Origin of the sequence: Escherichia sp. MOD1-EC6842 (assembly GCF_002965705.1) — a bacterium.
Classification (GTDB): Bacteria; Pseudomonadota; Gammaproteobacteria; order Enterobacterales; family Enterobacteriaceae; genus Escherichia; species Escherichia ruysiae.
This window is the reverse complement of the sequence record NZ_PTRF01000004.1, coordinates 280,679-304,650: the sequence shown is the minus strand read 5'-3', so window position 1 is coordinate 304,650 and position 23,972 is coordinate 280,679. Positions and strand designations below refer to the sequence as shown.

Sequence of the window (23,972 nt, the reverse complement as noted above, 5' to 3'; positions counted from 1 at the left end):
TAAAGGGAAAAGGAAAGGGCCGTAAGGCCCTTTATAAATGTAATGTATCAACTAAAAATTTAACACAATTTAAGTATAAAATGTCTGGATTTTATTGACTATAAAATTATAATGTAGAGACATTCACATATAGTGGTTAAAGCGTTGTTATGACACAAAGTACCCCAGAAAAATCATGTCCCTCTAAATTACTTATTTCAGTACTAGCAGTTTATGTTTCACTGTATTGTATTTTTTGTGTCAAATATCTTTTGATGGCTTGGTCGAAAGACTATTCTTTTCTTTCAATTTTATTAGATGATTATACCAAGCTTGTCAATGATAAAAGCCTTGTTTTGGTGATCTATACTATTTTAGGATCTGTTTTAGGTGGGGCTATTCGCAGTATAACCTCATTGCATAAATACTCAGCTCTGGAAAAAAGTTTTGATGTTGACCATTTATGGGGGTATTTGTTTTCTCCTCTATTGTCAACAATTATTGGCATCTTAACTTTTTGTTTTTTACAGTGTGGTTTACTTATCTTGACTGGGACTGTCAATGATAATTCAAGTTCTCTTATGGTTATGCTTGGATATACAGCGTCTGGCGCGGTCGGTGCCTATAATTGGGACGTATTCATCAAGAAATTAAAGAAATTATCAGAAAAAATAGAAACATCTAAAGAATAAGAGCAAGATTACTTCTTGCTCTTATCGAAATATCATTCCTTGGTATCAGGAGTATAGCTTATATAATAAGGGGTTAATTTATTATACCAAGAGGTTAAGGTGTCGGCTCTTCTTTTTACAGTTGTACCTGTAAGGGAAGGGCATCTTTCGCGAAGAAATTCTGAGGCCGTATTTGGATCTACATCTTTAATTTCCGTAACGTCGCTCCAGTTAATCCAAGCCCATCCACAATCACTTTCCTCAAAAGCTTTAGCTGTAATACTCATACGCTTATCTTTATTCGATGTTAGCGCAATTTTTTGTCCTAAAGACGTTAATGAACCATCACTTTTCACAAAGTCTAGAATTCTGGCAGCATGTTTATAATAACTAACATGTCTTGGTTCGACATTAAGCACCTCATCATTTATCACCTCTTGTTGCCAGATTAAATCAACAATTAAGAACACCTTTTCGATGTCATTTGCTTGAGGGACTCTAATGGATGATATGTATTCTAAAGACTTTTCCGACAACTCTTTAAGATAAACAATAGCATCATTTTTATTTATGTTGATTACACGATCTTTGGCGTGAACACTTGTAAATTGAAAATTGACACTAGTACTTACTATTGCATCTAGTAGACCGCAAAATGACCTTATGTCTATATTGTTTTTGAGAATAAATGGTAAGACAGGTTTCCTATTAAGCATCAATACAGCTATCTCACTAAATATTTTTTCAAATTTTTCAAGTTCATTTGCATGTAAATTTATTGCAAACGAACCATATCTAGCATTAAGTGCTTGAATATTGCTGTTCTTAACCTTTCTCGAAGAGTTAAAACCGTGAGCTAAGTCACAAAAATTTTCGCAAACCTTCGTTAGGTGATTTAAAAGAACATTACTTTTGGTGTCTTTATTTGTTTTGGATATTTTTACTTCATGAGTAGGTATTAGATTAAAATCTACTGCGCTATTATCGAATACTCTTATTTTATCTACGAAAATCCCTTCTTTGGGTAATTTTATCCCATAAATGTCTTTTGACGGAAGTGGATTAAACGAGCATTCTTTTTTATGATCAAATGGCATTTCTATTCTATAGAAATGGTCTTGCTCGTGCTGAGATAAAAGTTTTTTTAGATCTATTTTTTTCTTTTCAAAGGCAATGACTCTAGCTTTTGAACATGGGATTAAGAACCACTTCTCATGATTTTCTTCATCACCAATCCAATAGGAGATGAATGATGCTCCCGTTTCATTTTCAAGAGAAAATAAGCGAGGTCCTTCATATTCAATGTAAACATTTAATATTTTCAAATTTCCAAGAAATGGATGTGAAAGGAATATGTGTTTCATCATTTCACCTCTTGAAAATTTGTGTGAATAATTATATTTTTCTTGAACCATACGGTAAAATGCTCGGCTTCGAGCGTTTGCTTCATTTTACCCATTGTTTTATCAAGAATACCAAAAGCTAAGATTCTGTCTCCTAATGCCTCAGGGAGTGCCTCTTGCTTTTTTAGTACTGCGTCTTTTGAACCCCAAAAACTTGTTCCATAGACGCATTCCTTGTCTTCGATAGTAAAGCATCGCTTATGTCTGTTTGGATTTTCTTCGTGAGTACTTAAAAAACATTCTGGTGTTGGGGGAGCTGCACGTACCAAACGATAAAAACCACCTTCAGTATCAACTGAATTATTCGGTGGTAATGAAGGTTCTGCTGGATAAAAATCAGGATACTCTCCACCTTCATTTACTAATTCATCCATATTTAGCTCTTGGTATCTGATAGGTTTTCTAAAGAAAGTAATTAAAACCAGTTATATCAACACTATAAGACTATTGACTGTTCAAAACCAGATTTTAAAATCACATTTATGAATTATTTCACATTTATTGTTTTATGTTATTGAATTTTAATGATTATTTCTTTGTGATTGACTTTATGATAAGGTCGCTCTATAGGCCTGAATCGCAAGCAGTAAGCACAGGCGTCCTGCGTTATTATTAAACTCCATTTGACAATGTATAATTTTAATGCCTTGTTGGGTAACGGTTAAGTACTTGTAAGGAAATGTCCCTACCAATCATCCATCAACGCCACCCGTTTAGGCCATAACGTCCCACGTTGATATGCTGCTTCAGCCTTATCTGCCAACTGGTGCGCTAAAGCATGTCCAATAACCTCACGCGGGTAGTTGGTCGTTTCACCAGCCCAATCACGGAATATCGATCTAAACCCATGCTGCGTGTAGAAACAATGAGGAAAACTGTTGGTTCAGATACGACAAAAGCCCGATCTCACGAGCTTCTGTTATTGAGTAAATACAAGAAATTTTTTATAGCTGAGCTATCGATGTAAACTCAAACGGCCTGACCATCCCATCCCGGTTTGCATCAAGAAAATCTGCCCACCACTGTAGCATCAACCTTCGCTGTTCAAGATGCTTGGCCTTATGGGTATAGGCAGCACGAACGCTGTTGCTTTCCTTATGGCTCATTTGAAGCTCTACCGCATCTTCAGACCATAGCCCTGATTCAATCAGAGCACTACATGCCAGTGTTCGGAAACCATGACCGCAGATGTCCTGCGTGGTGTCATAGCCCATCTTACGCAGCGCCTTGTTGATGGTGTTTTCACTCATGGGTTTGAATGAGTCATAACAGCCAGTGAAAATTAATCCAGCTTCGTTACCTTCTTCATAGGTAAGCTGGCGGATCTCTTTCAGTATCTTAAGAGCCTGCCTGCAGAGGGGAACGAAGTGCTGGCGTTTCATTTTTGCACCACGCGTGGAATATTTGACGCGCTCAATCGCTTCACGCTTTTCTGGTATCAACCATAACTTACTGTTGAAGTCGATTTCTGACCATCGTGCATAGCGGAGTTCACTGGAACGAATGAAAATCAACAGATTGAGTTTAATCGCCAGTGTGGTAAGTCCACGGCCTTTGTAGGCATCAATACGTTCAAGTAGCAGGGGGAGCTCTTCCAGCTCCAGTGCAGGACGGTGCTCAGTCTCTGGTTTCTGCACAGCACCTTCCATATCGTAAGCAGGATTATGGCGCATAAGTTTTTGCTGGACGGCGTGACGCAGGATGGCAGTGATGTATTGCTTGATCCGCATGGCAATTTCAAGATAGCCAAGCGTTTCTGCTTTTTTAACCGGAACAAGCAGATCACCCGTATCCAGATCTGAAACGTTGCTGTCGCCAATATCCGGGAATACATAGGTCTCAAGGCGCTTCCATACCGTATCGGCGTAATCTTCTGACCATTTCGTTTTGGTGGCAAACCAGCTTCTGGCAACGACACGGAACGAACGGGTTTTATCCCGCTTTTCCTGCAGAGCTTTTTCATCAGCCTGTTTTTTAGCGTTAGGATCGATTCCCTGAGCAAGCAGCTTTTTTGCTTCATCACGTCGTTGTCTGACATCAGCAAGAGAAATCGCGGGGTAAACGCCAATGGAAAACACTTTCTGTTTACCATCGAAGCGATAGCCTAACTGCCAGTATTTTGAACCATTGGGATGCACAAGAAGGTAGAGACCAAATCCATCAGTGAGCTTAACGGCTTTTTCCGCTGGTCTGGCATTTTTTACTTTAGTATCAGTAAGTGACATGACGGTTCCCTCCGCGTGCTGGTAAAACGCAAATCGAACCAGCTTTACCAGCATTTTTACCAGCAAAGTAGTGTGGATTCGAGCGGTTTTTAACGAACGAGGGTGAACCTGAAGAAGGGGATAAGCAGTTGATATAAATGCAGAAAGCAGACGTCAGTGAACGTCTGCTTCCCTTAAAATGGCTCCTCTGACTGGACTCGAACCAGTGACATACGGATTAACAGTCCGCCGTTCTACCGACTGAACTACAGAGGAATCGTGAGAACGGGGCGAATATTAACGATGCCCATCTACATTGTCAAAGCCTGTTTTTTAATTTTGAAATCGTTTGCTGAAATATTCTGCGTTTTGTCGTTTATTCCGACACAACTGCCTTTTTTTCACACTTTTCATGTTCAGGGCGAGGATATTTCCATAGCCAGCGCCCGGTCACCATCCGCCAGTAAAACAACGCAGCACGCACGGCCCAGTCAGCAAACATCCCCATCCAAACGCCAACCACGCCCCAGCCAAGCATAATTCCCAGCGCATAACCTACTACCACTCGGCATCCCCACATACTCAACATAGATACCCACATAGCGTAGCGGGCATCACGAGCACCTTTAAAACCAGCAGGTAATACCCATGAGGCCGACCAAATAGGCATAAACAAAGCATTTAGCCAAATAAGAATCACAACCACGTGTTTAACCTGGGGATCCTGGGTATAAAATGACGCCATAACCCCGGCAAAGGGAGCCGTTAACCAGGCTATCGCCGTTAACCCAAGGGTGGACAACCAGAAAACATGCCTCAACTGTATTTCTGCTTGCGCTCTCTGCCCTACTCCCAGCCTTCGACCAGTAATTATTGTAGAAGCAGAACCGAGCGCACTCCCTGGTAAATTGATAAGAGCCGCAATCGAAAAAGCGATAAAATTTCCGGCAATAACGCTGGTTCCCATACCAGCAACAAACATTTGTGTTAATAACCGACCACTGGTAAACAATACTGATTCAACGCTCGCGGGAATACCAATCCCCATAACTTCCCAGATAATGCTGAAATTCAATGGCTTAAAATAGCTTTTTAACGAGATTCGTAGTGCAGGATTAAAGCCAATCGCCAGTACCCACAAAATTGCAATTGCGCCAATATAACGGGAAATAGTTAATCCTAGCCCTGCGCCAACAAACCCCAGCCCCTGCCAGGAGAAAAGCCCGTAAATCAATATACCGCTAATAATAATATTAAAAATATTCATGCTACCATTTATAAGTAGCGGTATTTTCGTATTCCCGGCGCCACGAAGTGCCCCACTGCCAATCAAGGTGATGGCAGCGGCTGGATAACTGAGCACCGTCAGTTCCAGATAAGTCAACGCCAGTGCTTTAACCTCTGTCGTGGCATCACCTGCAACAAAATCGATAATTTGTTCGCCAAAATGATGAATGAGAATTGCCAACAGCACGGCAAATAACGTCATGATCACCAATGATTGCCGTGTTGCTACTCTGGCTCGCCGTCGATCACGTTTACCGAGACTAAATGCCACAACGACAGTAGTACCAAGATCGATAGCTGCGAAAAAGGCCATAATGACCATGTTGAAGCTGTCCGCCAACCCAACGCCCGCCATTGCATCTTTTCCCAGCCAACTGACCAGAAAAGTGCTCAGCACGCCCATCAACAGGACACAGGCATTCTCCATAAAGATAGGAACAGCAAGCGGAGTTATTTCGCGCCAGAACAACACGTTGTAACTCTTACGTTTTGAGTGCCAGCGAGTGTGGCGAACAACCTGGCGTAAAGCTGAGAGGATATTCAAAGCCGACCTTAATTGCAGAAAGTGAAACCACATTTCAAATAATGAGGGAGAATCAGAAAAGCTGCAAAGATTTTCGCCGACAAATTGTCTGCAAATGCAACAAACTGTTGATAGAAACGGCAAACGGTTGATGAATTTAAAAAACAGGTTTGACAAATGATTTTTCGCCGTTAAGATGTGCCTCAACAGCGATTCCTCTGTAGTTCAGTCGGTAGAACGGCGGACTGTTAATCCGTATGTCACTGGTTCGAGTCCAGTCAGAGGAGCCAAATTTTGAAAAGCCCGCTTTGATAGCGGGCTTTTTGCTATATCTGATAATCAATTTCCTCTTCGCTATTTTCCATCACCTGCCGCTTAATATCCTCAACCGACAATCCAGCATTGCACAATTCCAGAAAACGCCAGACATAGTTACGCTGAAGTTGTCCTCGCTTGAGTCCCAGCCAGACAGTATTAGCATCGAAAAGATGCCGCGTATCCAGACGAATTAAATTCTCTTCCTCTTGCTCACCGCTGGATTGTTCGGCAACTAATCCTATCCCCAAACCGAGGGCGACATAGGTTTTGATGACATCAGAATCCTGAGCACTCAATACAATATCTGCCAGTAAACCTTTGCGGACAAAGGCGTCATCAATACGTGAGCGCCCCGTAATTCCCTGTCGGTAAGTGATCAACGGCCACTTCGCTATTGATTCCAGCGTCAATGGCGTAATTTGTGTTAAGGGATGATCGACAGGAACGAGCAAACTATGGTGCCAACGAAACCAGGGGAAAGCGACGAGTTGGGGATCATTGCTCAAACGCTCACTGGCTATGCCAATATCAGCTCCGCCGTTTTGTAGCAGAGTCGCAATTTCCTGCGGCGTCCCCTGGATAAGCTCGAGTCGCACTTCGGGGAAAAGTTCGCGAAAGGCTTTAATGACCCCAGGCAAGCTGTAACGAGCCTGAGTATGCGTCGTTGCAATAGTGAGTACGCCAGATGTGTCGTTGGTAAACAGGTCTGCAAGCCGTCGAACATTACTGGCTTCATTCAGAATACGTTCTGCAATGACCAGTAATGCTTTGCCCGGTTCAGTCATGCCAAGCAGCCGCTTGCCACGACGAACGAATATTTCGATACCAAGTTCATCCTCCAGCTCTCGAATATGACGGCTGACACCTGACTGTGAGGTAAAGAGCATATTCGCGACCTCTGTCAGATTGTAATCCTGACGGGCAGCTTCGCGGATTATCTTTAGTTGTTGGAAATTCACGGTAAACTCCGGGCATATCAGACATCCATTATTGTTAGAGTCTAATGCCCGGCATAACAAATAATAAAAACCCGCATCTTATTCCATCCAGGTATAACGTTTAGCTCACCAATTGCCATTGTCTTTTTTCCATGGCTGGAGAACTAATCACTGACAATAATAGCTCTTTCACTGCCTGCGCCTGTGGCGATAAAACTGATCTGGCGGGTAAGTTTAATGACAACGAGAGATTCATTGAAGGCGTGGTAATACGTGACATCCAACCGTTAACTGCGGCACATAACGAACGTGCGGCCGATTCAGGTAATACTGCAACGCCTATACCGCTGGCAATCGCAGCGGTAAGCGTAGCGATAGACTCAATTTCACCGATGACTTTCGCTGTAAGCCGGCGCAGGGAAAAAGCTTCATCAACACGAAGTCTTACTACACTGTAATCGCTGGGAAGGAAGAGGTTCATTTGCGCTATCGCATTAACATCAACGCTTTGCCCTGGGCAATCCTGAGTTCCGACAAGATACAGATCCTCTTTTAACAAAGTCTGACTGGATACACCAGACACAGGGGAATGCTCATAAACCACTGCCATATCAAGCTGGTTGTTTATAAGTTTTTCGTTAAGCACAGCACCGCTATTTTCATGGAGATAGATAACGACCTCCGGAAATTCAGTGCGTACCGCCTGTAATAAAGGCATGGTGATAGATGACGCTGCGGTTCCTGGCGCAAAGCCAATCGAGACTTGACCTGACAATGTCTGACCTACATTATGCACCGCCAGTTGGGCCTGTTCACACTGACGTAAAATTGCCCGCGCATGGGTATAGAGAATTTTTCCGGCGTCTGTCGGCGTAACGCCACGTTTTGTGCGAATCAAAAGTTGCTGATTTAGCTCACCTTCCAGCGTGGCAACCTGCTGACTGAGCGCAGGCTGTGCTATATGCAATACTTCAGCAGCCTGAGTCAGGCTACCAATATCTACAATTTTGACGAAGTATTTCAAGCGTCTAAAGTTCATGGTGCCTCCGGTTTTTTTAAGCGTCAGCCCGAGTGCCGACATTACTAACAACCAGATTGCAAGATACTTGCCAGTTTCGTTTTGGCGTTGATACGAAAGCTAATCGCCCGTCAAATAAGAGATTATGATTGTTTCGTCATTGGCTCTTTAAGCCAGGAGAAGCATTCCCTGCCCCATGAAAGGATGTCATGCACCACGATGGAACATGATTAAAAAGATTGAAAGTTCATCATTTTGTTGAAATTGGCAGCAAACGAACAAAAAAATGCATTTCCCCCTTTGACATCGCCATGTACTGCCATTAATATGCGCCCCGTTCAAACTATTCCTCTGTAGTTCAGTCGGTAGAACGGCGGACTGTTAATCCGTATGTCACTGGTTCGAGTCCAGTCAGGGGAGCCAAATTCAAAAAAGCCTGCTTTAGAGCAGGCTTTTTGCTTTTTATACAACAGCTATTTTAAAACATCTGCTTTGAGCCAGAGTTAATTTGTACTGGCATTCCCGATCGACGTTGCAACGCAGCATTCGCGCGATTCACATCAACTTCTTGCCCGTTGATAAACGCCCGCAAGGAAGGCGTCACCGGCAATGGCACTTTTCGGTCGGACTCATATTCTGCACGATTGCGCGACAGCGGCTCATGAACTTCCAGCCACTTTGAACCATCCGGCTCCGTTGTGTATTTCACTGGCTGATCAATAAGTTGCACGCGCGTCCCTACCGGAACATTATCAAACAGATATTTGATATCGTCATTGCGCAGACGAATACAGCCCTGACTTACCCGTAGGCCGATCCCAAAATTGGCATTAGTACCGTGAATGGCATATAACCTGCCGATATAAATAGCGTACAACCCCATAGGATTATCGGGTCCGGCTGGGACAAATGCAGGCAGACTCTCCCCACGCTTTGCATATTCACGACGAGTGTTAGGGGTTGGCGTCCAGGTTGGTGCTTCTTGTTTACGCTCAACGGCTGTCACCCAATTACGCGGGGTTTCTCGTCCAGCCTGACCAATACCAATAGGAAACACTTCCACAGTATTACTGTCTGGTGGGTAGTAATACAGACGCATCTCGGCGACATTAACCACAATTCCTTTTCGCACAGTGGCGGGTAAAATCAGTTGCTGCGGAATGGTGAGCTGCGAACCAGACTTCGGCAAGAAAACATCAGCCCCCGGATTCGCTTCCAGCATATTACTCAGCCCTTGTCCGTACTGCGCGGCAAAAGTTTCCAGCGGCTGGGTATTGTGATCGGGAACCGTTACTGTAAGTTGCTGCCCCACTAAACGACTCCCCTCTGGGGGTAATGGATAAGTTACCGCCAGGCTATTATGACTGGCAAAAAGCAGAGCAAATGAACAAAGAATATTTACACGACGCATCATATCCCTTTCCTAAGTCGCGAAAGCCATCCGATAAGTATAGCTTTTATCAGACTTTTCGTTTTTAGCTGTTCAATTCAGAAGTTGTATTCCCCGGTAGAATAATGTTGCTGGCAGCAAGTTCGCCCATGTTGTTGTATATCGCGCAAGCAGCTTCGATGATGGGTATCGCCAGCGCCGCACCACTCCCCTCACCTAAACGCATTTCCATATTGATATACGGCTCCAGCTCCAAATGTGCCAACGCAATACGCGCCCCTTTTTCTGCCGACAAATGGGAAGGAATAAGATACGGTTTGATTGCAGGTGACATCTGGCACGCAGCAAGCGCGGCGGCATAAGAAAGAAAGCCATCCAACAACACGGGTAAACCACAGGAAGCGGCTCCTGAGATCACGCCAGCCATTCCGACCAAATCAAATCCACCAACTTTTGCCAGTACATCAACACCATCCAGCGGATTCGGTTGATTCAACGTAATTGCCCGACGAACAACATCAACTTTGTTTGCCAGTTTATCTGTCGGCAGATTTGCGCCAATACCAACCACTTCTTCGGGATCGCGTCCAGTAATTGTGCTGACTATCGCCGCAGCCGGCGTCGTGTTTGCCATTCCCAGCTCACCCACACCAAACAACGTGACGCCATTTTTCGCCAGTTCACGCGTATAACGAATGACTTCCAGAAGCAACTCTTCAACCTGACAGCGGCTCATTGCAGGACCTGAAGCTATATTGCCGCTACCTCGAGCGACACGCATGTTGATAAGTCCGGGTATTGGCTCCGCAGTATCTATCCCTACATCAATTACATGAACTTTAGCCCCCGCCTGTGCTGCCAGAACACACACGCCGGTTGTTCCGCGTGTCATATTTTCAGCCTGAATGGCTGTCACCGCTTTCGGGGAAATAGTGACACCCTCATCCCAGACGTCGTGATCGGCACACATAACCACTACCGCTTTTTTACCCACATGAGGAACACCATTCAGCCCCAGCATTCCTGCCAGTTGTACGGCAAGCGCCTCCAGCCTTCCCAGACTACCGACGGGTTTGAGTAACCCGTCAATATGCCGTTGTGCGCGCGACATAGCAGCATGATCGATGACCGGGATCGTATTCAGTAAATCGGCAAGTGTTTGCATGTTGCGTCTCTTTATAGCAGCGCCAGCAGAAAGACCAGCTCACCAAGCTCTATGGCAGCTCCCAGCGTATCGCCGGTTTGCCCGCCCAGAGTACGTTTGAAAAGCTGACCGAGGACGAAAATTGCCACCATCGTCACCACCATAGCAGCCACACCATGCATACCAGGCAGTAATACAGCAGCAAAAATTACGGCTAAGCCTAGTGTGACGCAGGTTTGTCGCCCATCAATTTTGCCAATGAACACATTGCCAAGCCCTTCTTCCCGAGCATAACGATGACGATACATCAATAATGCGGCAGTACCACGGCTGACAGCACATGCTGCAGCCAGCGATGCCAGGATAGGCTCACCACGCAGAGCCAGTTCGCTCAAAATCAAAATCTTTCCCAGCACAACAAAAATCAATGCCAGACCGCCGTGGGTGCCTAAACGGCTATCACGCATGATTTCCAACATACGATCTCGGCTACGTGCAGAAAATACACCATCACAGGTATCTGCCAGACCGTCCAGGTGGAATCCCCCTGTCATCAGCGCCAGGACCAGCACGCTAAATAGTGCCGCCAGTGGTACACCACACCATACCTGCAACACCATGAAGACCAGCCCACTAATCGCACCAAGCAATAACCCAATTAAGGGAAAAGTAATGATACCGCGAGAATAATGTTCGAAATCCAGCCCCTGGGACCAACGACGCGGTACAGGCAGACGCGTAATGAAAGAGAGCATCGCCCAAAATAATTTACTCATTTGATTTTTACTCCAATACCCGAAACCACCAGCCATACTTCATCTGCCGCAGCGGCCAGTTGCTGATTCACTCGCCCGGCAATATCACGAAAATGTCGCGCCAGACGATTCTCCGGCACAATACCCATTCCCACTTCATTGGTCACTAATACGACCTTTGCAGGGCAACGTTGACAGGCAGCAATCAACAACTGAATCTCGCCATTTATCGCTTGCTCCATCGCCACATAATCCCATCCTTCAGGATCTTTATCGCCGCCATAATCAAACAACAGATTAGTCACCATTGTCGTAATGCATTCCAGCAACACAGCGTTCTGCGGATTAATGTCTGCATTAATTAACTCATCAAGCTGCTGCCAGCGTTCCACCGTGTGCCAATGCGCCGGACGCCCCTGCCGATGATGCTCAATCCGTGCCGCCATCTCATCATCAAGGATTTGCGAAGTGGCGATATACAGAACCTGTGGAGTATCCCCAATAAGCGCCTCGGCGTGCCGACTCTTCCCGCTCCGTGCACCACCTGTCACCAAAATCATCATACGGACTCCTGGTTCAATTGTATGATGGTATTCATTGACCAGAACCATCGTTGCTGATCGTAATAACATTTCCGCAATTAATACTGCGCGTAATGAAAATAAAAATCCAGCGTTCTCAATCCATTACGAACGAAGGCGGTGTTGTGAAATAGTCCGATTTCCCTGTGTAAACTTCTGGCAGAATGCGTCATTGGCAATATTTTCACTGCGTTGACATATTTCATTCAGATAATGGATTAATGCTACTGCACCACCAGCCGAACCAGCCAGCAAACGGGCATTATGCCGTGTGATTACGATTACCGTCGCGCCATCAGGATGAGAGAAATTTTCTGGTATGGAGACCCTGTTTTCAGCAATCAATAACAGCACTGAATAATCGGTATACGCGTCTGATAACGATTGAACAGCCCCACCTTTAAAAGGCAAGAAACCTTGCTGCCAGTCCTCACCAACAAAACAGGTCATTGGCAACATTTCAGCCAGATATTTCGCCAGATTAATATCGCCAGAGGAGAGGCAAAAAAGGGCTATCGATTCGGGTTTTATCGTTTTCATATCCCCCGTCCTCCGCTTCGTTTCCTGTAATGACGGTCAGGCTGATATACCATGAAAAACGATTGCCGCGCATTGAGAGCAGCCCAGGTGCCTGTCGGCACTACAATGAAGGAACTAAATGATGCCGCCATACCCTGATCCTCTCAGGGTGGTAGGGGTATAAAGACGCGCCAATACTCAACCGGGCGCTTCCGGACAACCCACTTCCCACCGAAGTTGTTGGTATTGACTGACAGGCTGGTCTTCTGGCTTCGCATCATCCTTCCCCGGCCTTCCCAATCTCGCGATCAGTGGTATTTTCGGGGTTGTCAGCATTACAGCAGCGGGGGCTGCGAGGGATTTTCACCCTCTTCCCAGGCACAAATGTGCCGAACCTGTCAGCGTATGTTATGAGCTGATCTCACTTATCCCATAACACGTAAATAACGTTAATTAATATTGCCATCGTCTATTTAATCATCCCTCATTTTCCACATTAATTTTATGCTGTTTCCGCTGCTACATTTTCACTAATTTGCTGACGATATACCTGCGGAGTCACCTGATACGTCTGGCGAAAAACTTTGCAGAAATAACTGGTTTGTGAGAAGCCTAAATTACGCGCGATACTGGCGATACTCCAGTCACTATGGCACAGCAGCTCACGCGCGCTGGCCATTCGTTGTTGGTTTACCCACGCATTAAAACCAATCCCATGATATTTCTTAAACAACTTACTGAAATAATAAGGGCTTAGATAAACATGCGAGGCAACATCTTCCAGACGCAAATCGTCTGACAAATGTGCATCGATATAGCGCAATGCTTTTTTCATTTTATTATCATGGGGATTAGGCGCACGGGTCTGACGAACTGAACCCGAATGAGGTTTATTCTCTTTAATAACGACAAAATTGAGTTGCTTTTTGAGGCAATTTTCCACAATCAACTTCAATAAATCAGCAGAGGCCATAACTCTCGAGTAATCCATCTCAGGAACTTTGCGAAATTCATTAAGTAGTTCTGGGTCGGCTTGCCAACAATCATCGACATTCAGAATATTGATCAAATCAACATCATCATTACGCAGGCGAACTTGTCCACACAACACAAAGCCGACTAAATGCCCGGCAATCACCAGAGGAATAGAGAAATCAGTTAACCCTGCATGACAGCGGTAAATACAAGGCTGATCTGATTTAGAGGCTTCCAGACCACCACAACGATCGCTCATGCGACAGCGAGTGCTAAGCTGAGGGTGTTGGCGCATCATCTGACAAAATGGAGTGAAGTTAAACAGCTCGGAGATTTCATCACCGTGGATATTGACCACGACAACCGCAAGACTAGTCGCCTGCGCAAAATCCTGTGCGATTTTATTAATGAGTTCTGAATTAAGTGTCGCCGCAGAAATCATGATAAAACCTCCCAGTTAATTTATTGTTATGGTAAAACAATTGTTTTACATTTAATCTTCACATCATCCTTAATGATTTACTGACGAGAAGCAAAACGGACAATAACAAAAGCCTCCATGAAGCGGGAGACTTTTTAATAAGTTCGGAAAGCAGATCACAAACACTAAAAAAATAAACGTTTATAACTGCCAGGCTATTTCACTATTCGCTGTTCTCTTTAGGCGTAACACTATTGACAGGTAAATTTTGTGCAATAAGAAAGCGATAAATCGCCGCGCCAGCACAGGCTCCAATGACCGGAGCAATAATGGGTACAATGAAATAAGGAATATTACGTCCGCCAGTCATCGCAATTTCTCCCCAACCAGCAAGCCAGGTGAAAATTTTTGGTCCAAAATCACGCGCTGGATTCATGGCAAAACCGGTTAATGGTCCGGTAGAAGCACCAATAACAGCAACCAGAATACCAATAAGTAAAGGCGCAAGCGGCCCTTTGGGTACGCCATTGCCGTCATCGGTCAACGCCATAATCAACCCCATTAACATGGACGTTATGACCACTTCAACCAAGGCAGCCTGCCATACATTTATCGCTGCTGCCGGGTAAGTACTGAAGATACTGGCGAGTTGTAAACTTTCTGCACTACCACGAACCATATTGTGAGCAGATTCAAAATCGGCAAACAAATTGCTGTATAAAAAATATGCCAGAACTGCGCCACCAAAGGCTCCCGCTAATTGCGCCACACAAAATGGCAGCACTTTACGACCAGGAAAAGCGGCAAACAACCACAGAGCAATAGTAACCGCCGGGTTAAGATGAGCACCGGAAATGCCTGCCGTAAGGTAAACAGCAAGTGAAATACCTAACCCCCAAATAATACAAATTTCCCACAGTCCCATGCTTGCACCGGCAAGTTTTAGGGCACACAAACAACCAATGCCAAAAAAGAGGAACAGTCCGGTGCCCAAAAACTCGGCAACGCATTGCGCCTTGAGTGAATCATTCATACTGACACCTTTTTCACAGAGTTTTTTCTTTATCAGCCAACAATGCGCTGATTGTTGTGTATATCGAACGCAACTATAAAAATTGCGCGGAAAAAAATATTGCCAACATGCATGTCAGATTCGTGGAAAAATAGTGTTGCTATAGCAAATTATTGTCATTGCTATAGCATTCACTACAGCAATCATCACTATTGGCGTTATATATATCGCCAATCTGATACAATAAAAAATTGCCATGCCTGCATAATAAAATTTAAACAAATATCACAGTTAATTTCAGAAAACCAAACTCGACGAAGTATTATTTCAAATTAAAACACCGTCCTCAATGCAATTAATTCACATTAAACCACGTCAAAAACAACCAATAAATGAATAACATATAATCTCTGAAAGCAATTTTATAATATTTGCCCTCTATTAATTTTTCTCATTAGCGATTAAGTCAGCCATTCTTTTTCCTCGCTTTTTTTTATAGTCATATCGTCAAAAAATCCAGGCGAGGTCTTTATGCAACAAGAAGCGTTAGGAATGGTAGAAACCAAAGGATTAACTGCCGCCATAGAGGCCGCAGACGCCATGGTGAAGTCGGCAAATGTATTGCTGGTCGGCTACGAAAAAATTGGTTCCGGGCTGGTGACCGTCATCGTTCGTGGTGATGTCGGGGCGGTTAAAGCGGCAACAGATGCAGGTGCCGTCGCTGCGCGTAATGTCGGCGAAGTGAAAGCCGTACACGTTATCCCCCGCCCACATACCGATGTCGAAAAAATCTTACCAAAGGGAATTAACCCATGAGCAGCAGTGAACTGGTCGAACAGATCATGGCGCAGGTCATCGCACGCGTAGCGACACCGAAGCATGAGGTTCTCCCGGAAACCAATCATCAAACACGAGAGACGGCTATGGCAGAAAAAAGCTGCACGTTAACGGAATTTGTTGGCACCGCTATTGGCGACACTGTAGGTCTGGTCATTGCAAACGTTGATAGCGCCCTATTGGACGCGATGAAACTTGAAAAACGCTATCGCTCCATTGGCATTCTGGGCGCACGTATTGGTGCAGGGCCACACATTATGGCCGCTGATGAAGCCGTAAAAGCCACCAACACCGAAGTTATTAGCATTGAACTTCCTCGCGATACTAAAGGCGGTGCCGGACACGGCTCGTTAATCCTTTTAGGTGGCAACGATGTTTCCGACGTGAAACGCGGTATTGAAGTTGCTCTAAAAGAACTCGACAGAACCTTTGGTGATGTCTATGCCAACGAAGCCGGACATCTGGAACTGCAATATACCGCCCGCGCCAGCTATGCACTGGAAAAAGCGTTTGGCGCACCACTGGGTCGCGCTTGCGGCGTTATTGTCGGCGCTCCTGCCGCTGTGGGTGTTCTGATGGCCGATACCGCCCTGAAGTCCGCCAATGTGGATGTCGTGGCATACAGCTCCCCGGCTCATGGCACCAGCTTTAGCAATGAGGTCATCCTGATTATCTCAGGAGACTCCGGCGCAGTCCGTCAGGCGGTCATCTCCGCACGCGAAATCGGTAAAACCGTACTTTCGACTCTCGGCGATACGCCGAAAAACGATCGCCCTTCCTACATCTGAATTCCCTGAGGCAGATTCATGAGATCGAAAAGATTTGAAGCACTGGCAAAACGCCCGGTCAACCAGGACGGTTTCGTTAAAGAGTGGATTGAAGAAGGCTTCATTGCGATGGAAAGCCCGAACGATCCTAAACCGTCAATCAAAATTGTTAACGGCGTCGTCACCGAACTGGATGGGAAACCTGCCAGCCAGTTTGACCTAATCGACCATTTTATCGCCCGCTACGGTATCAATCTCGCGCGCGCCGAAGAAGTCATCGCAATGGATTCGGTTAAACTTGCCAATATGTTGTGCGATCCAAATGTCAAACGTAGCGATATTGTTCCCCTGACCACTGCGATGACGCCCGCCAAAATCGTCGAAGTGGTTTCACAGATGAACGTGGTAGAGATGATGATGGCGATGCAGAAAATGCGCGCTCGTCGAACACCATCGCAACAGGCTCACGTCACCAACATCAAAGACAATCCGGTACAAATTGCTGCCGACGCGGCTGAAGGCGCATGGCGCGGATTTGACGAACAGGAAACCACCGTTGCCGTTGCTCGCTATGCACCGTTCAACGCCATCGCTCTTCTGGTCGGTTCACAGGTAGGACGCCCGGGCGTGTTGACCCAGTGTTCACTGGAGGAAGCCACCGAACTGAAACTCGGTATGTTAGGCCATACCTGCTACGCCGAAACGATTTCTGTCTACGGCACGGAACCTGTTTTCACCGACGGCGACGATACACCGTGGTCAAAAGGATTTCTCGCGTCATCTTATGCTTCTCGCGGCTTAAAAATGCGCTTTACTTCCGGCTCCGGCTCTGAAGTGCAGATGGGCTATGCGGAAGGTAAATCAATGCTTTACCTTGAGGCTCGTTGCATTTACATCACCAAAGCCGCAGGTGTTCAGGGTCTACAGAATGGTTCCGTAAGCTGCATCGGCGTTCCATCGGCAGTGCCGTCAGGCATCCGCGCAGTGCTGGCGGAAAACTTAATTTGTTCATCACTGGATCTGGAATGCGCCTCCAGTAATGACCAGACCTTTACCCACTCAGATATGCGCCGTACCGCACGTTTTCTGATGCAGTTTCTGCCAGGCACCGACTTTATCTCTTCCGGTTTTTCCGCTGTGCCGAACTACGACAACATGTTTGCTGGTTCAAACGAAGATGCCGAAGACTTCGATGATTACAACGTCATTCAACGTGACCTCAAGGTTGATGGTGGCCTGCGACCAGTGCGCGAAGAAGATGTTATCGCTATCCGCAATAAAGCCGCACGCGCTTTACAGGCTGTTTTTGCCGGTATGGGATTACCCCCTATCACCGATGAAGAGGTCGAAGCGGCAACCTATGCCCACGGTTCGAAAGATATGCCAGAGCGCAACATCGTGGAAGACATCAAGTTCGCCCAGGAAATTATCAATAAAAACCGTAACAGCCTGGAAGTGGTGAAAGCCCTAGCGCAAGCCGGTTTTACCGATGTCGCCCAGGACATGCTCAACATGCAAAAAGCAAAACTGACCGGCGACTATCTCCATACCTCCGCCATTATCGTCGATGACGGACAAGTGCGCTCTGCGGTCAATGACGTCAATGATTACGCCGGACCGGCTACAGGTTATCGCCTGCAAGGGGAACGCTGGGAAGAGATCAAAAATATTCCCGGTGCACTTGATCCCAACGATATTGACTAAGGGTGAGAAATGGAAATTAACGAAAAATTACTACGTCAGATAATCGAAGACGTGCTGGCAGAAATGCAAACCAGCGATAAGTCCGTTTCATTTCGCGCACCGGTCTCTTCCGCACCGGATAGCGAAAGTTTTCTGACCGAAATTGGCGAAGCCCAACAAGGCACTCAGCAAGATGAAGTTATTATCGCTGTAGGCCCGGCGTTTGGCCTGGCGCAAACCGTCAATATCATCGGTATTCCGCATAAAAACATATTGCGCGAAGTGATTGCCGGTATCGAAGAAGAAGGTGTTAAAGCCCGTGTGATTCGCTGCTTTAAATCGTCTGATGTTGCCTTCGTGGCGGTTGAAGGCGATCGTCTCAGCGGTTCCGGCATTGCTATTGGTATTCAGTCAAAAGGCACCACAGTTATCCACCAGCAGGGGCTTCCCCCTTTGTCTAACCTGGAACTTTTCCCGCAAGCACCTTTGCTGACGCTGGAAACTTATCGCCAGATTGGCAAAAACGCCGCGCGTTATGCGAAGCGCGAGTCTCCACAACCTGTTCCGACCCTCAACGATCAAATGGCGCGGCCGAAATACCAGGCCAAGTCCGCCATCTTACATATCAAAGAGACTAAGTACGTGGTCACTGGCAAAAAACCGCAAGAACTGCGCGTGACGTTTTAACAAAGGAAACCTTCATGAATACCGATGCAATTGAGTCGATGGTCAGGGACGTGTTGAACCGAATGAACAGTCTCCAGGATACAGCTCCTGTCTCTGCGCCATCCCACTCATCAACACTGAACGCCAAAGTGAGTGATTACCCGCTGGCAAATAAACATCCAGAATGGGTCAAAACGGCGACGAATAAAACGCTCGACGATTTCACTCTGGAAAATGTACTCAGCGATAAAGTCACCGCCCAGGACATGCGCATAACCCCGGAAACGTTGCGCATTCAGGCCGCGATTGCCAGAGATGCTGGACGCGATCGCCTGGCGATGAATTTTGAACGCGCCGCCGAGCTTACCTCAGTGCCGGATGATCGCATCCTCGAAATCTACAATGCGTTACGCCCTTATCGTTCGACTAAGCAAGAACTCATTGCCATTGCCGACGATCTTGAGCGTTGTTATCAGGCCAGAATTTGTGCCGCTTTTGTCCGTGAAGCTGCGGAACTCTATGTCGAGCGTAAAAAACTGAAAGGCGACGATTAAGGGCGAACTATGCGATATATAGCAGGCATTGATATCGGCAACTCATCCACAGAGGTTGCGCTGGCAACGCTCAGTGCGTCTGGCGAATTGTCGTTCGTGAGCAGCGCCCTGGCAGAAACCACCGGAATCAAAGGTACGTTGCGTAACGTACATGGCATTCAGGAGGCACTCGCGCAGGCAACGAAAAAAGCCGGCATCAATGTCAGTGATATTTCGCTTATTCGTATCAACGAAGCAACCCCGGTCATTGGCGATGTGGCGATGGAAACCATTACGGAAACCATTATCACTGAATCAACCATGATCGGTCACAACCCGAAAACTCCAGGCGGAGTGGGGCTGGGTGTAGGACTCACCATCACTCCGCAAGAGTTGTTAACACGCCCGGCGGACACACCGTACATTCTGGTCGTGTCATCGGCTTTTGATTTTGCCGATATCGCAACCATGATAAATGCCTCCGTGCGTGCCGGATATCAGCTGACAGGCGTTATTCTGCAACGCGACGATGGCGTGCTGGTCAGTAACCGACTGGAAACCCCTTTACCCATTGTTGATGAAGTCCTCTACATCGATCGTATTCCGCTCGGCATGTTAGCTGCTATTGAAGTCGCTGTTCCCGGGAAAGTTATCGAAACCCTTTCTAACCCATATGGGATTGCCACCGTTTTCGCCCTCAATGCTGAAGAGACTAAAAATATCGTTCCTGTCGCACGGGCGCTAATCGGCAACCGTTCAGCTGTGGTCGTGAAAACGCCTTCTGGCGACGTTAAAGCCCGTTCGATACCCGCCGGAAATATCGAGTTTCTTTCTGCCGGGCGCACAACTCGGGTTGATGTTGCCGCTGGTGCCGATGCAATAATGAAAGCAGTCGGTGAATGCCCAAAACTGGAAAATGTGACGGGCGAACCGGGCACCAACATCGGCGGGATGCTGGAAAATGTTCGCCAGACCATGGCGGAGCTGACCAATAAACCCAGCAACGAAATTTTTATTCAGGATTTATTGGCGATAGATACCTCAGTTCCCGTCAGCGTTACCGGTGGTCTGGCAGGCGAATTTTCACTGGAACAGGCTGTTGGTATAGCGTCAATGGTGAAATCCGACCGTCTGCAAATGGCGATGATCGCCAGTGAAATTAAGCAAAAACTGCATGTTGATGTTCAGGTCGGAGGCGCAGAAGCAGAGGCAGCCATTCAGGGAGCGTTAACTACCCCAGGAACTACACATCCCCTGGCAATTCTGGACTTAGGCGCAGGTTCTACCGATGCCTCCATCATCAATCAAAAAGGGGAAATGATTGCCACTCACCTTGCGGGAGCGGGCGACATGGTGACGATGATTATTGCCAGAGAACTGGGCTTAAATGATCGCTATCTGGCAGAAGAGATCAAAAAACACCCACTGGCAAAAGTAGAAAGCCTGTTCCACTTACGCCATGAAGACGGCAGCGTTCAGTTCTTCCCTACCCCACTATCCCCTCAGGTATTTGCCCGCGTTTGTGTGGTGAAACCCGACGAACTGGTGCCCATTCCCGGTGATATAACGCTGGAAAAAGTGCGAACCATTCGTCGCAGTGCAAAAGAGCGGGTCTTCGTAACGAACGCCCTGCGCGCACTACGTCAGGTGAGTCCTGGTGGAAATATTCGCAATATTCCGTTCGTCGTTCTGGTGGGCGGCTCTTCACTGGATTTCGAAGTCCCGCAGTTAGTCACCGATGCGTTGGCACATTATCGACTGGTCGCAGGGCGCGGGAATATCCGTGGTAGAGAAGGCCCGCGCAATGCGGTGGCTACCGGGCTACTCATCTCCTGGCACAAGGCGTCGGTTCATGGAAAGTAAAGAGCGAGCACCAACCATTGTCGTCACTGAAATCGGTGACTGTATCAATAAATGGAATGAGGTTCTTCTTGGCATTGAAGAGGAAGGTATTCCCTTTCGCATTCAACACATTCCATCAGGTGAAATCATCGATAGCGCCTGGCAGGCTGCTCGTCAGTCTCCCCTGTTGGTTGGCATAGCCTGTGACCAGGAAAAACTGATTGTGCATTACAAAAACTTACCGGCATCAGCGCCACTGTTTACGCTGATGCATCAACAAGATAACCATGCCCGGCGCAGCACCGGCAATAACGCAGCCCGGCTGGTCAAAGGGATTCCCTTCAAGGAATACCACTCATAATCCACAGGAGAAACACCGTATGAATAACGCACTGGGACTGGTTGAAACAAAAGGGTTAGTCGGCGCGATTGAAGCCGCAGACGCCATGGTTAAATCCGCCAACGTACAACTGGTCGGCTATGAAAAGATTGGTTCAGGTCTGATCACAGTGATGGTGCGCGGCGATGTTGGCGCAGTAAAAGCCGCCGTTGACGCGGGGAGCGCCGCCGCAAGCGCCGTTGGCGAAGTGAAATCCTGCCATGTCATCCCACGGCCGCACAGCGATGTTGAGGCCATTTTACCAAAATCTGCATAACCCAATTCGCTAAGGAGCACAGCGTGAAGCAATCACTGGGATTACTTGAAGTCAGTGGTCTGGCACTCGCCATCAGTTGCGCGGATGTTATGGCAAAAGCCGCGTCCATCACGCTGGTTGGTCTTGAGAAGACCAATGGCTCAGGCTGGACGCTCATTAAAATCACCGGTGACGTCGCCTCGGTTAATGCAGCGATCGAGACGGGTGCCAGCTTCGCCGGGCAGCGAAATGGCCTTGTCGCGCACAAAGCAATTGCCCGTCCAGGAGAGGGAATACTGTCCCGCACAACAGAAGCATTGAATGTAAGGGTTGAAGCAAGCGAAATACCAGCAGCCACAGTCACCCCGGAGAGTATCAGTTGTAATTTGTGTCTTGATCCGGCGTGTCAACGGCAAAAAGGTGAGCCACGTTCACTTTGCCTCCACTCCGATAAGCGAGAGGAGTAACAATGGACAAACAAACCTTGCAAGAAACAGTGAGCCAGGTTCTGGATGAGATGCGCGAGCGCCCTATCCCTCTGGGCGTCTCCAGTCGTCATATTCACCTTTCGACTGCGGATTATGTGCGCCTTTTTCCTGAACAACCGATCAGCGAGAAAAAACCGTTATTGCAACCAGGTCAATTCGCTGCTGAACAAGTTGTTACGCTGGTGGGACCAAAAGGCAAATTGCACAACGTTCGCTTGTTGGGACCGCTACGCAACGCAAGCCAGGTGGAAATTTCCCGGACAGATGCCAGAACGTTGGGGATCACCGCTCCGCTACGCATGTCAGGCGATCTCAGCGGCACACCTGGGATTCGGCTGATAAGTCCGTTTGCCGAACTGGAAATCGCTTCTGGCGTAATTGTCGCGCAACGGCATATCCATATGTCTCCGCTTGATGCCCTGATTTATGGCGTTACGCATGGCGATAAAGTGGCGGTCGCCATTGAAGGTGATGAGCGACGACTGATATTCGATAACGTGGCTGTTCGCGTCTCACCGGATATGCGTCTTGAAATGCATATTGATACCGACGAAGCCAACGCTGCAGGCGCTGATAATCCTGACGTTTTTGCCATGCTGGTGGCGCTGCCATGAATCATGTGCTGATGCAACGCATTGTTGACGAAGTGATTTTTCGCCTGAAACAACGTGCGGAAAAAACACTCACGCTGACCGTTTCGCAACTGCGAGAAGCCAGCGTTCACAAGATAGTTCATCAGTATGCATCGTTACAAATTCGATACGTCGATCTGCCGTTGTTGCGACAGCTTGCAGAGAACGATACGTCAGGCGGAGCAGTAACCCACCTTCACGAGGCGTTAGCATGGGGAATGCACCTTCAATTATCGTTGCAGCGTCATTTACTGAACGCCATTGAATTGAAGACTCTCGCCCGTCTACCGCTAAGCTGGTGCGACGAACAAGGACAACCAATCCACCTTCATCGTGGTCGACTTTTAAGTTATGCCGACGTAGCACCGTTATGCGCGGGGATACTGGTACTACAGCGGAAATGTTGTGTGACCGCACTTGCGCGTGAAGCGGCAATTACCCGAAACATTCAGTTAATCAGGCAGGAGTAACCCATGCATCTGGCTCGAGTCACCGGCGCGGTGGTATCCACGCAAAAATCACCTTCTCTGATCGGGAAAAAACTGCTGTTGGTTCGCCGGGTCAGTGCCGACGGCGAATTGCCTCTCACACCGTTAACCGGCGACGAAGTTGCCGTTGATTCAGTCGGCGCAGGCGTTGGTGAACTGGTACTCCTCAGCAGCGGCTCCAGCGCCAGACATGTTTTTTCCGGCTCCAACGAAGCCATTGATCTGGCAGTGGTCGGCATTGTCGATACGCTTTCACGCTAAGG

Annotated in this window: 26 protein-coding genes, 3 tRNA genes, 1 pseudogene and 1 riboswitch; of the genes and pseudogenes, 15 read left to right on the top strand and 15 right to left on the bottom strand. The window is 47.1% G+C overall.

Features of this window, described 5'->3' with window-relative positions:
- Nucleotides 1-149 precede the first annotated feature (149 nt).
- Nucleotides 150-671, top strand: coding sequence for a hypothetical protein (locus A7Z29_RS23375; protein ID WP_157944798.1), 522 nt, complete (start codon nt 150-152; stop codon nt 669-671).
- A 32-nt stretch (nt 672-703) separates the two neighbouring features.
- On the opposite strand, the gene A7Z29_RS07310 is transcribed toward A7Z29_RS23375, so the two are convergent.
- The 6 genes and pseudogenes from A7Z29_RS07310 to yeeO form a co-directional block, all read right to left on the bottom strand.
- Nucleotides 704-2,017 carry a DUF6575 domain-containing protein gene (locus tag A7Z29_RS07310; RefSeq protein ID WP_157944797.1) on the bottom strand — a complete coding sequence of 438 codons (1,314 nt, stop codon included), beginning with the start codon at nt 2,015-2,017 and terminating at the stop codon, nt 704-706.
- Complete coding sequence (locus A7Z29_RS07305; RefSeq protein ID WP_105290019.1) at nt 2,014-2,427, bottom strand: hypothetical protein; 414 nt, start codon at nt 2,425-2,427, stop codon at nt 2,014-2,016. The genes A7Z29_RS07310 and A7Z29_RS07305 overlap by 4 nt, the downstream gene beginning before the upstream one ends.
- Nucleotides 2,428-2,738: 311 nt before the next feature.
- Nucleotides 2,739-2,909, bottom strand: a pseudogene (locus tag A7Z29_RS23650) (integrase); the annotation flags it as partial.
- A gap of 88 nt (nt 2,910-2,997) precedes the next feature.
- Nucleotides 2,998-4,278 carry a tyrosine-type recombinase/integrase gene (locus tag A7Z29_RS07295; protein ID WP_105290030.1) on the bottom strand — a complete coding sequence of 427 codons (1,281 nt, stop codon included), beginning with the start codon at nt 4,276-4,278 and terminating at the stop codon, nt 2,998-3,000.
- 179 nt (nt 4,279-4,457) lie between these two features.
- Nucleotides 4,458-4,533: transfer RNA gene (locus tag A7Z29_RS07290), tRNA-Asn, on the bottom strand.
- 100 nt (nt 4,534-4,633) lie between these two features.
- Entirely contained in the window at nt 4,634-6,121 is a 1,488-nt protein-coding gene (gene yeeO, locus A7Z29_RS07285; protein ID WP_105290018.1) for a toxic metabolite efflux MATE transporter YeeO, read from the bottom strand.
- A 160-nt stretch (nt 6,122-6,281) separates the two neighbouring features.
- On the opposite strand from yeeO, the gene A7Z29_RS07280 reads away from it, so the two are divergent.
- Nucleotides 6,282-6,357: transfer RNA gene (locus A7Z29_RS07280), tRNA-Asn, on the top strand.
- A gap of 36 nt (nt 6,358-6,393) precedes the next feature.
- On the opposite strand, the gene cbl is transcribed toward A7Z29_RS07280, so the two are convergent.
- Nucleotides 6,394-7,344 (bottom strand): HTH-type transcriptional regulator Cbl, encoded by a 951-nt coding sequence (gene cbl, locus A7Z29_RS07275; protein ID WP_001011042.1) that lies wholly within the window; start codon nt 7,342-7,344, stop codon nt 6,394-6,396.
- Between the two features lie 100 nt (nt 7,345-7,444).
- Nucleotides 7,445-8,362 carry a nitrogen assimilation transcriptional regulator NAC gene (nac, locus tag A7Z29_RS07270; protein ID WP_024165186.1) on the bottom strand — a complete coding sequence of 306 codons (918 nt, stop codon included), beginning with the start codon at nt 8,360-8,362 and terminating at the stop codon, nt 7,445-7,447.
- A 326-nt stretch (nt 8,363-8,688) separates the two neighbouring features.
- Between nac and A7Z29_RS07265 the strand changes: the two genes are divergently transcribed.
- Nucleotides 8,689-8,764 (top strand) — tRNA-Asn (locus tag A7Z29_RS07265).
- A 55-nt stretch (nt 8,765-8,819) separates the two neighbouring features.
- Here A7Z29_RS07265 and ldtA read toward each other — a convergent pair.
- The 7 genes from ldtA to pduF all read right to left on the bottom strand — a co-directional run bounded on the left by ldtA (nt 8,820) and on the right by pduF (nt 15,159).
- Entirely contained in the window at nt 8,820-9,755 is a 936-nt protein-coding gene (gene ldtA, locus A7Z29_RS07260) for a L,D-transpeptidase (protein ID WP_000986313.1), read from the bottom strand.
- A 61-nt stretch (nt 9,756-9,816) separates the two neighbouring features.
- Nucleotides 9,817-10,896, bottom strand: coding sequence for a nicotinate-nucleotide--dimethylbenzimidazole phosphoribosyltransferase (gene cobT / locus A7Z29_RS07255; RefSeq protein ID WP_105290017.1), 1,080 nt, complete (start codon nt 10,894-10,896; stop codon nt 9,817-9,819).
- Nucleotides 10,897-10,907: 11 nt separating this feature from the next.
- Nucleotides 10,908-11,651: an adenosylcobinamide-GDP ribazoletransferase gene (gene cobS / locus A7Z29_RS07250; RefSeq protein WP_010347019.1), complete on the bottom strand. Its 744-nt coding sequence runs from the start codon at nt 11,649-11,651 to the stop codon at nt 10,908-10,910.
- On the bottom strand, nt 11,648-12,193 hold the full coding sequence (cobU, locus tag A7Z29_RS07245; RefSeq protein ID WP_000973181.1) for a bifunctional adenosylcobinamide kinase/adenosylcobinamide-phosphate guanylyltransferase: 546 nt from the start codon (nt 12,191-12,193) through the stop codon (nt 11,648-11,650). The genes cobS and cobU overlap by 4 nt, the downstream gene beginning before the upstream one ends.
- Nucleotides 12,194-12,316: 123 nt before the next feature.
- Complete coding sequence (locus A7Z29_RS07240; protein ID WP_032225592.1) at nt 12,317-12,751, bottom strand: hypothetical protein; 435 nt, start codon at nt 12,749-12,751, stop codon at nt 12,317-12,319.
- 218 nt (nt 12,752-12,969) lie between these two features.
- Nucleotides 12,970-13,144: riboswitch (cobalamin riboswitch) on the bottom strand.
- Between the two features lie 88 nt (nt 13,145-13,232).
- Nucleotides 13,233-14,147, bottom strand: coding sequence for a transcriptional regulator PocR (gene pocR, locus A7Z29_RS07235; protein ID WP_000622042.1), 915 nt, complete (start codon nt 14,145-14,147; stop codon nt 13,233-13,235).
- A 202-nt stretch (nt 14,148-14,349) separates the two neighbouring features.
- On the bottom strand, nt 14,350-15,159 hold the full coding sequence (gene pduF / locus A7Z29_RS07230; RefSeq protein ID WP_105290016.1) for a propanediol diffusion facilitator PduF: 810 nt from the start codon (nt 15,157-15,159) through the stop codon (nt 14,350-14,352).
- 510 nt (nt 15,160-15,669) lie between these two features.
- Here pduF and pduA point away from each other — a divergent pair.
- Genes pduA through A7Z29_RS07165 form a run of 12 tightly spaced genes read left to right on the top strand, consistent with a single transcriptional unit; the run spans nt 15,670 to nt 23,970 of the window.
- Nucleotides 15,670-15,954: a propanediol utilization microcompartment protein PduA gene (gene pduA / locus A7Z29_RS07220; RefSeq protein WP_001183616.1), complete on the top strand. Its 285-nt coding sequence runs from the start codon at nt 15,670-15,672 to the stop codon at nt 15,952-15,954.
- Nucleotides 15,951-16,763: a propanediol utilization microcompartment protein PduB gene (gene pduB / locus A7Z29_RS07215; RefSeq protein WP_000098932.1), complete on the top strand. Its 813-nt coding sequence runs from the start codon at nt 15,951-15,953 to the stop codon at nt 16,761-16,763. Before pduA ends, pduB begins: the two co-directional genes overlap by 4 nt.
- Nucleotides 16,764-16,781: 18 nt before the next feature.
- On the top strand, nt 16,782-18,446 hold the full coding sequence (gene pduC, locus A7Z29_RS07210; RefSeq protein WP_001256909.1) for a propanediol dehydratase large subunit PduC: 1,665 nt from the start codon (nt 16,782-16,784) through the stop codon (nt 18,444-18,446).
- A 9-nt stretch (nt 18,447-18,455) separates the two neighbouring features.
- A complete protein-coding gene (locus A7Z29_RS07205) occupies nt 18,456-19,112 on the top strand; it encodes a propanediol/glycerol family dehydratase medium subunit (protein ID WP_000405044.1) in 657 nt (218 codons plus the stop codon).
- 14 nt (nt 19,113-19,126) lie between these two features.
- Nucleotides 19,127-19,645, top strand: a complete 519-nt coding sequence (gene pduE, locus A7Z29_RS07200) for a propanediol dehydratase small subunit PduE (RefSeq protein ID WP_001090588.1) — start codon at nt 19,127-19,129, stop codon at nt 19,643-19,645.
- A 9-nt stretch (nt 19,646-19,654) separates the two neighbouring features.
- The gene (locus A7Z29_RS07195; RefSeq protein WP_105290015.1) at nt 19,655-21,487 is read left to right on the top strand and encodes a diol dehydratase reactivase subunit alpha; all 1,833 of its coding nucleotides are present in this window, start codon (nt 19,655-19,657) and stop codon (nt 21,485-21,487) included.
- The gene (locus A7Z29_RS07190) at nt 21,477-21,827 is read left to right on the top strand and encodes a glycerol dehydratase reactivase beta/small subunit family protein (RefSeq protein ID WP_105290014.1); all 351 of its coding nucleotides are present in this window, start codon (nt 21,477-21,479) and stop codon (nt 21,825-21,827) included. The genes A7Z29_RS07195 and A7Z29_RS07190 overlap by 11 nt, the downstream gene beginning before the upstream one ends.
- Nucleotides 21,828-21,846: 19 nt before the next feature.
- Entirely contained in the window at nt 21,847-22,122 is a 276-nt protein-coding gene (gene pduJ / locus A7Z29_RS07185; RefSeq protein WP_001057752.1) for a propanediol utilization microcompartment protein PduJ, read from the top strand.
- Nucleotides 22,123-22,145: 23 nt separating this feature from the next.
- Nucleotides 22,146-22,568 carry a BMC domain-containing protein gene (locus A7Z29_RS07180; protein ID WP_105290013.1) on the top strand — a complete coding sequence of 141 codons (423 nt, stop codon included), beginning with the start codon at nt 22,146-22,148 and terminating at the stop codon, nt 22,566-22,568.
- A 2-nt stretch (nt 22,569-22,570) separates the two neighbouring features.
- Complete coding sequence (locus tag A7Z29_RS07175; RefSeq protein ID WP_000361049.1) at nt 22,571-23,203, top strand: phosphate propanoyltransferase; 633 nt, start codon at nt 22,571-22,573, stop codon at nt 23,201-23,203.
- Nucleotides 23,200-23,691, top strand: coding sequence for a microcompartment protein PduM (pduM, locus tag A7Z29_RS07170; protein WP_001017044.1), 492 nt, complete (start codon nt 23,200-23,202; stop codon nt 23,689-23,691). Before A7Z29_RS07175 ends, pduM begins: the two co-directional genes overlap by 4 nt.
- Before the next feature lie 3 nt (nt 23,692-23,694).
- Nucleotides 23,695-23,970 (top strand): EutN/CcmL family microcompartment protein, encoded by a 276-nt coding sequence (locus A7Z29_RS07165; protein ID WP_105290012.1) that lies wholly within the window; start codon nt 23,695-23,697, stop codon nt 23,968-23,970.
- Nucleotides 23,971-23,972: the final 2 nt, after the last annotated feature.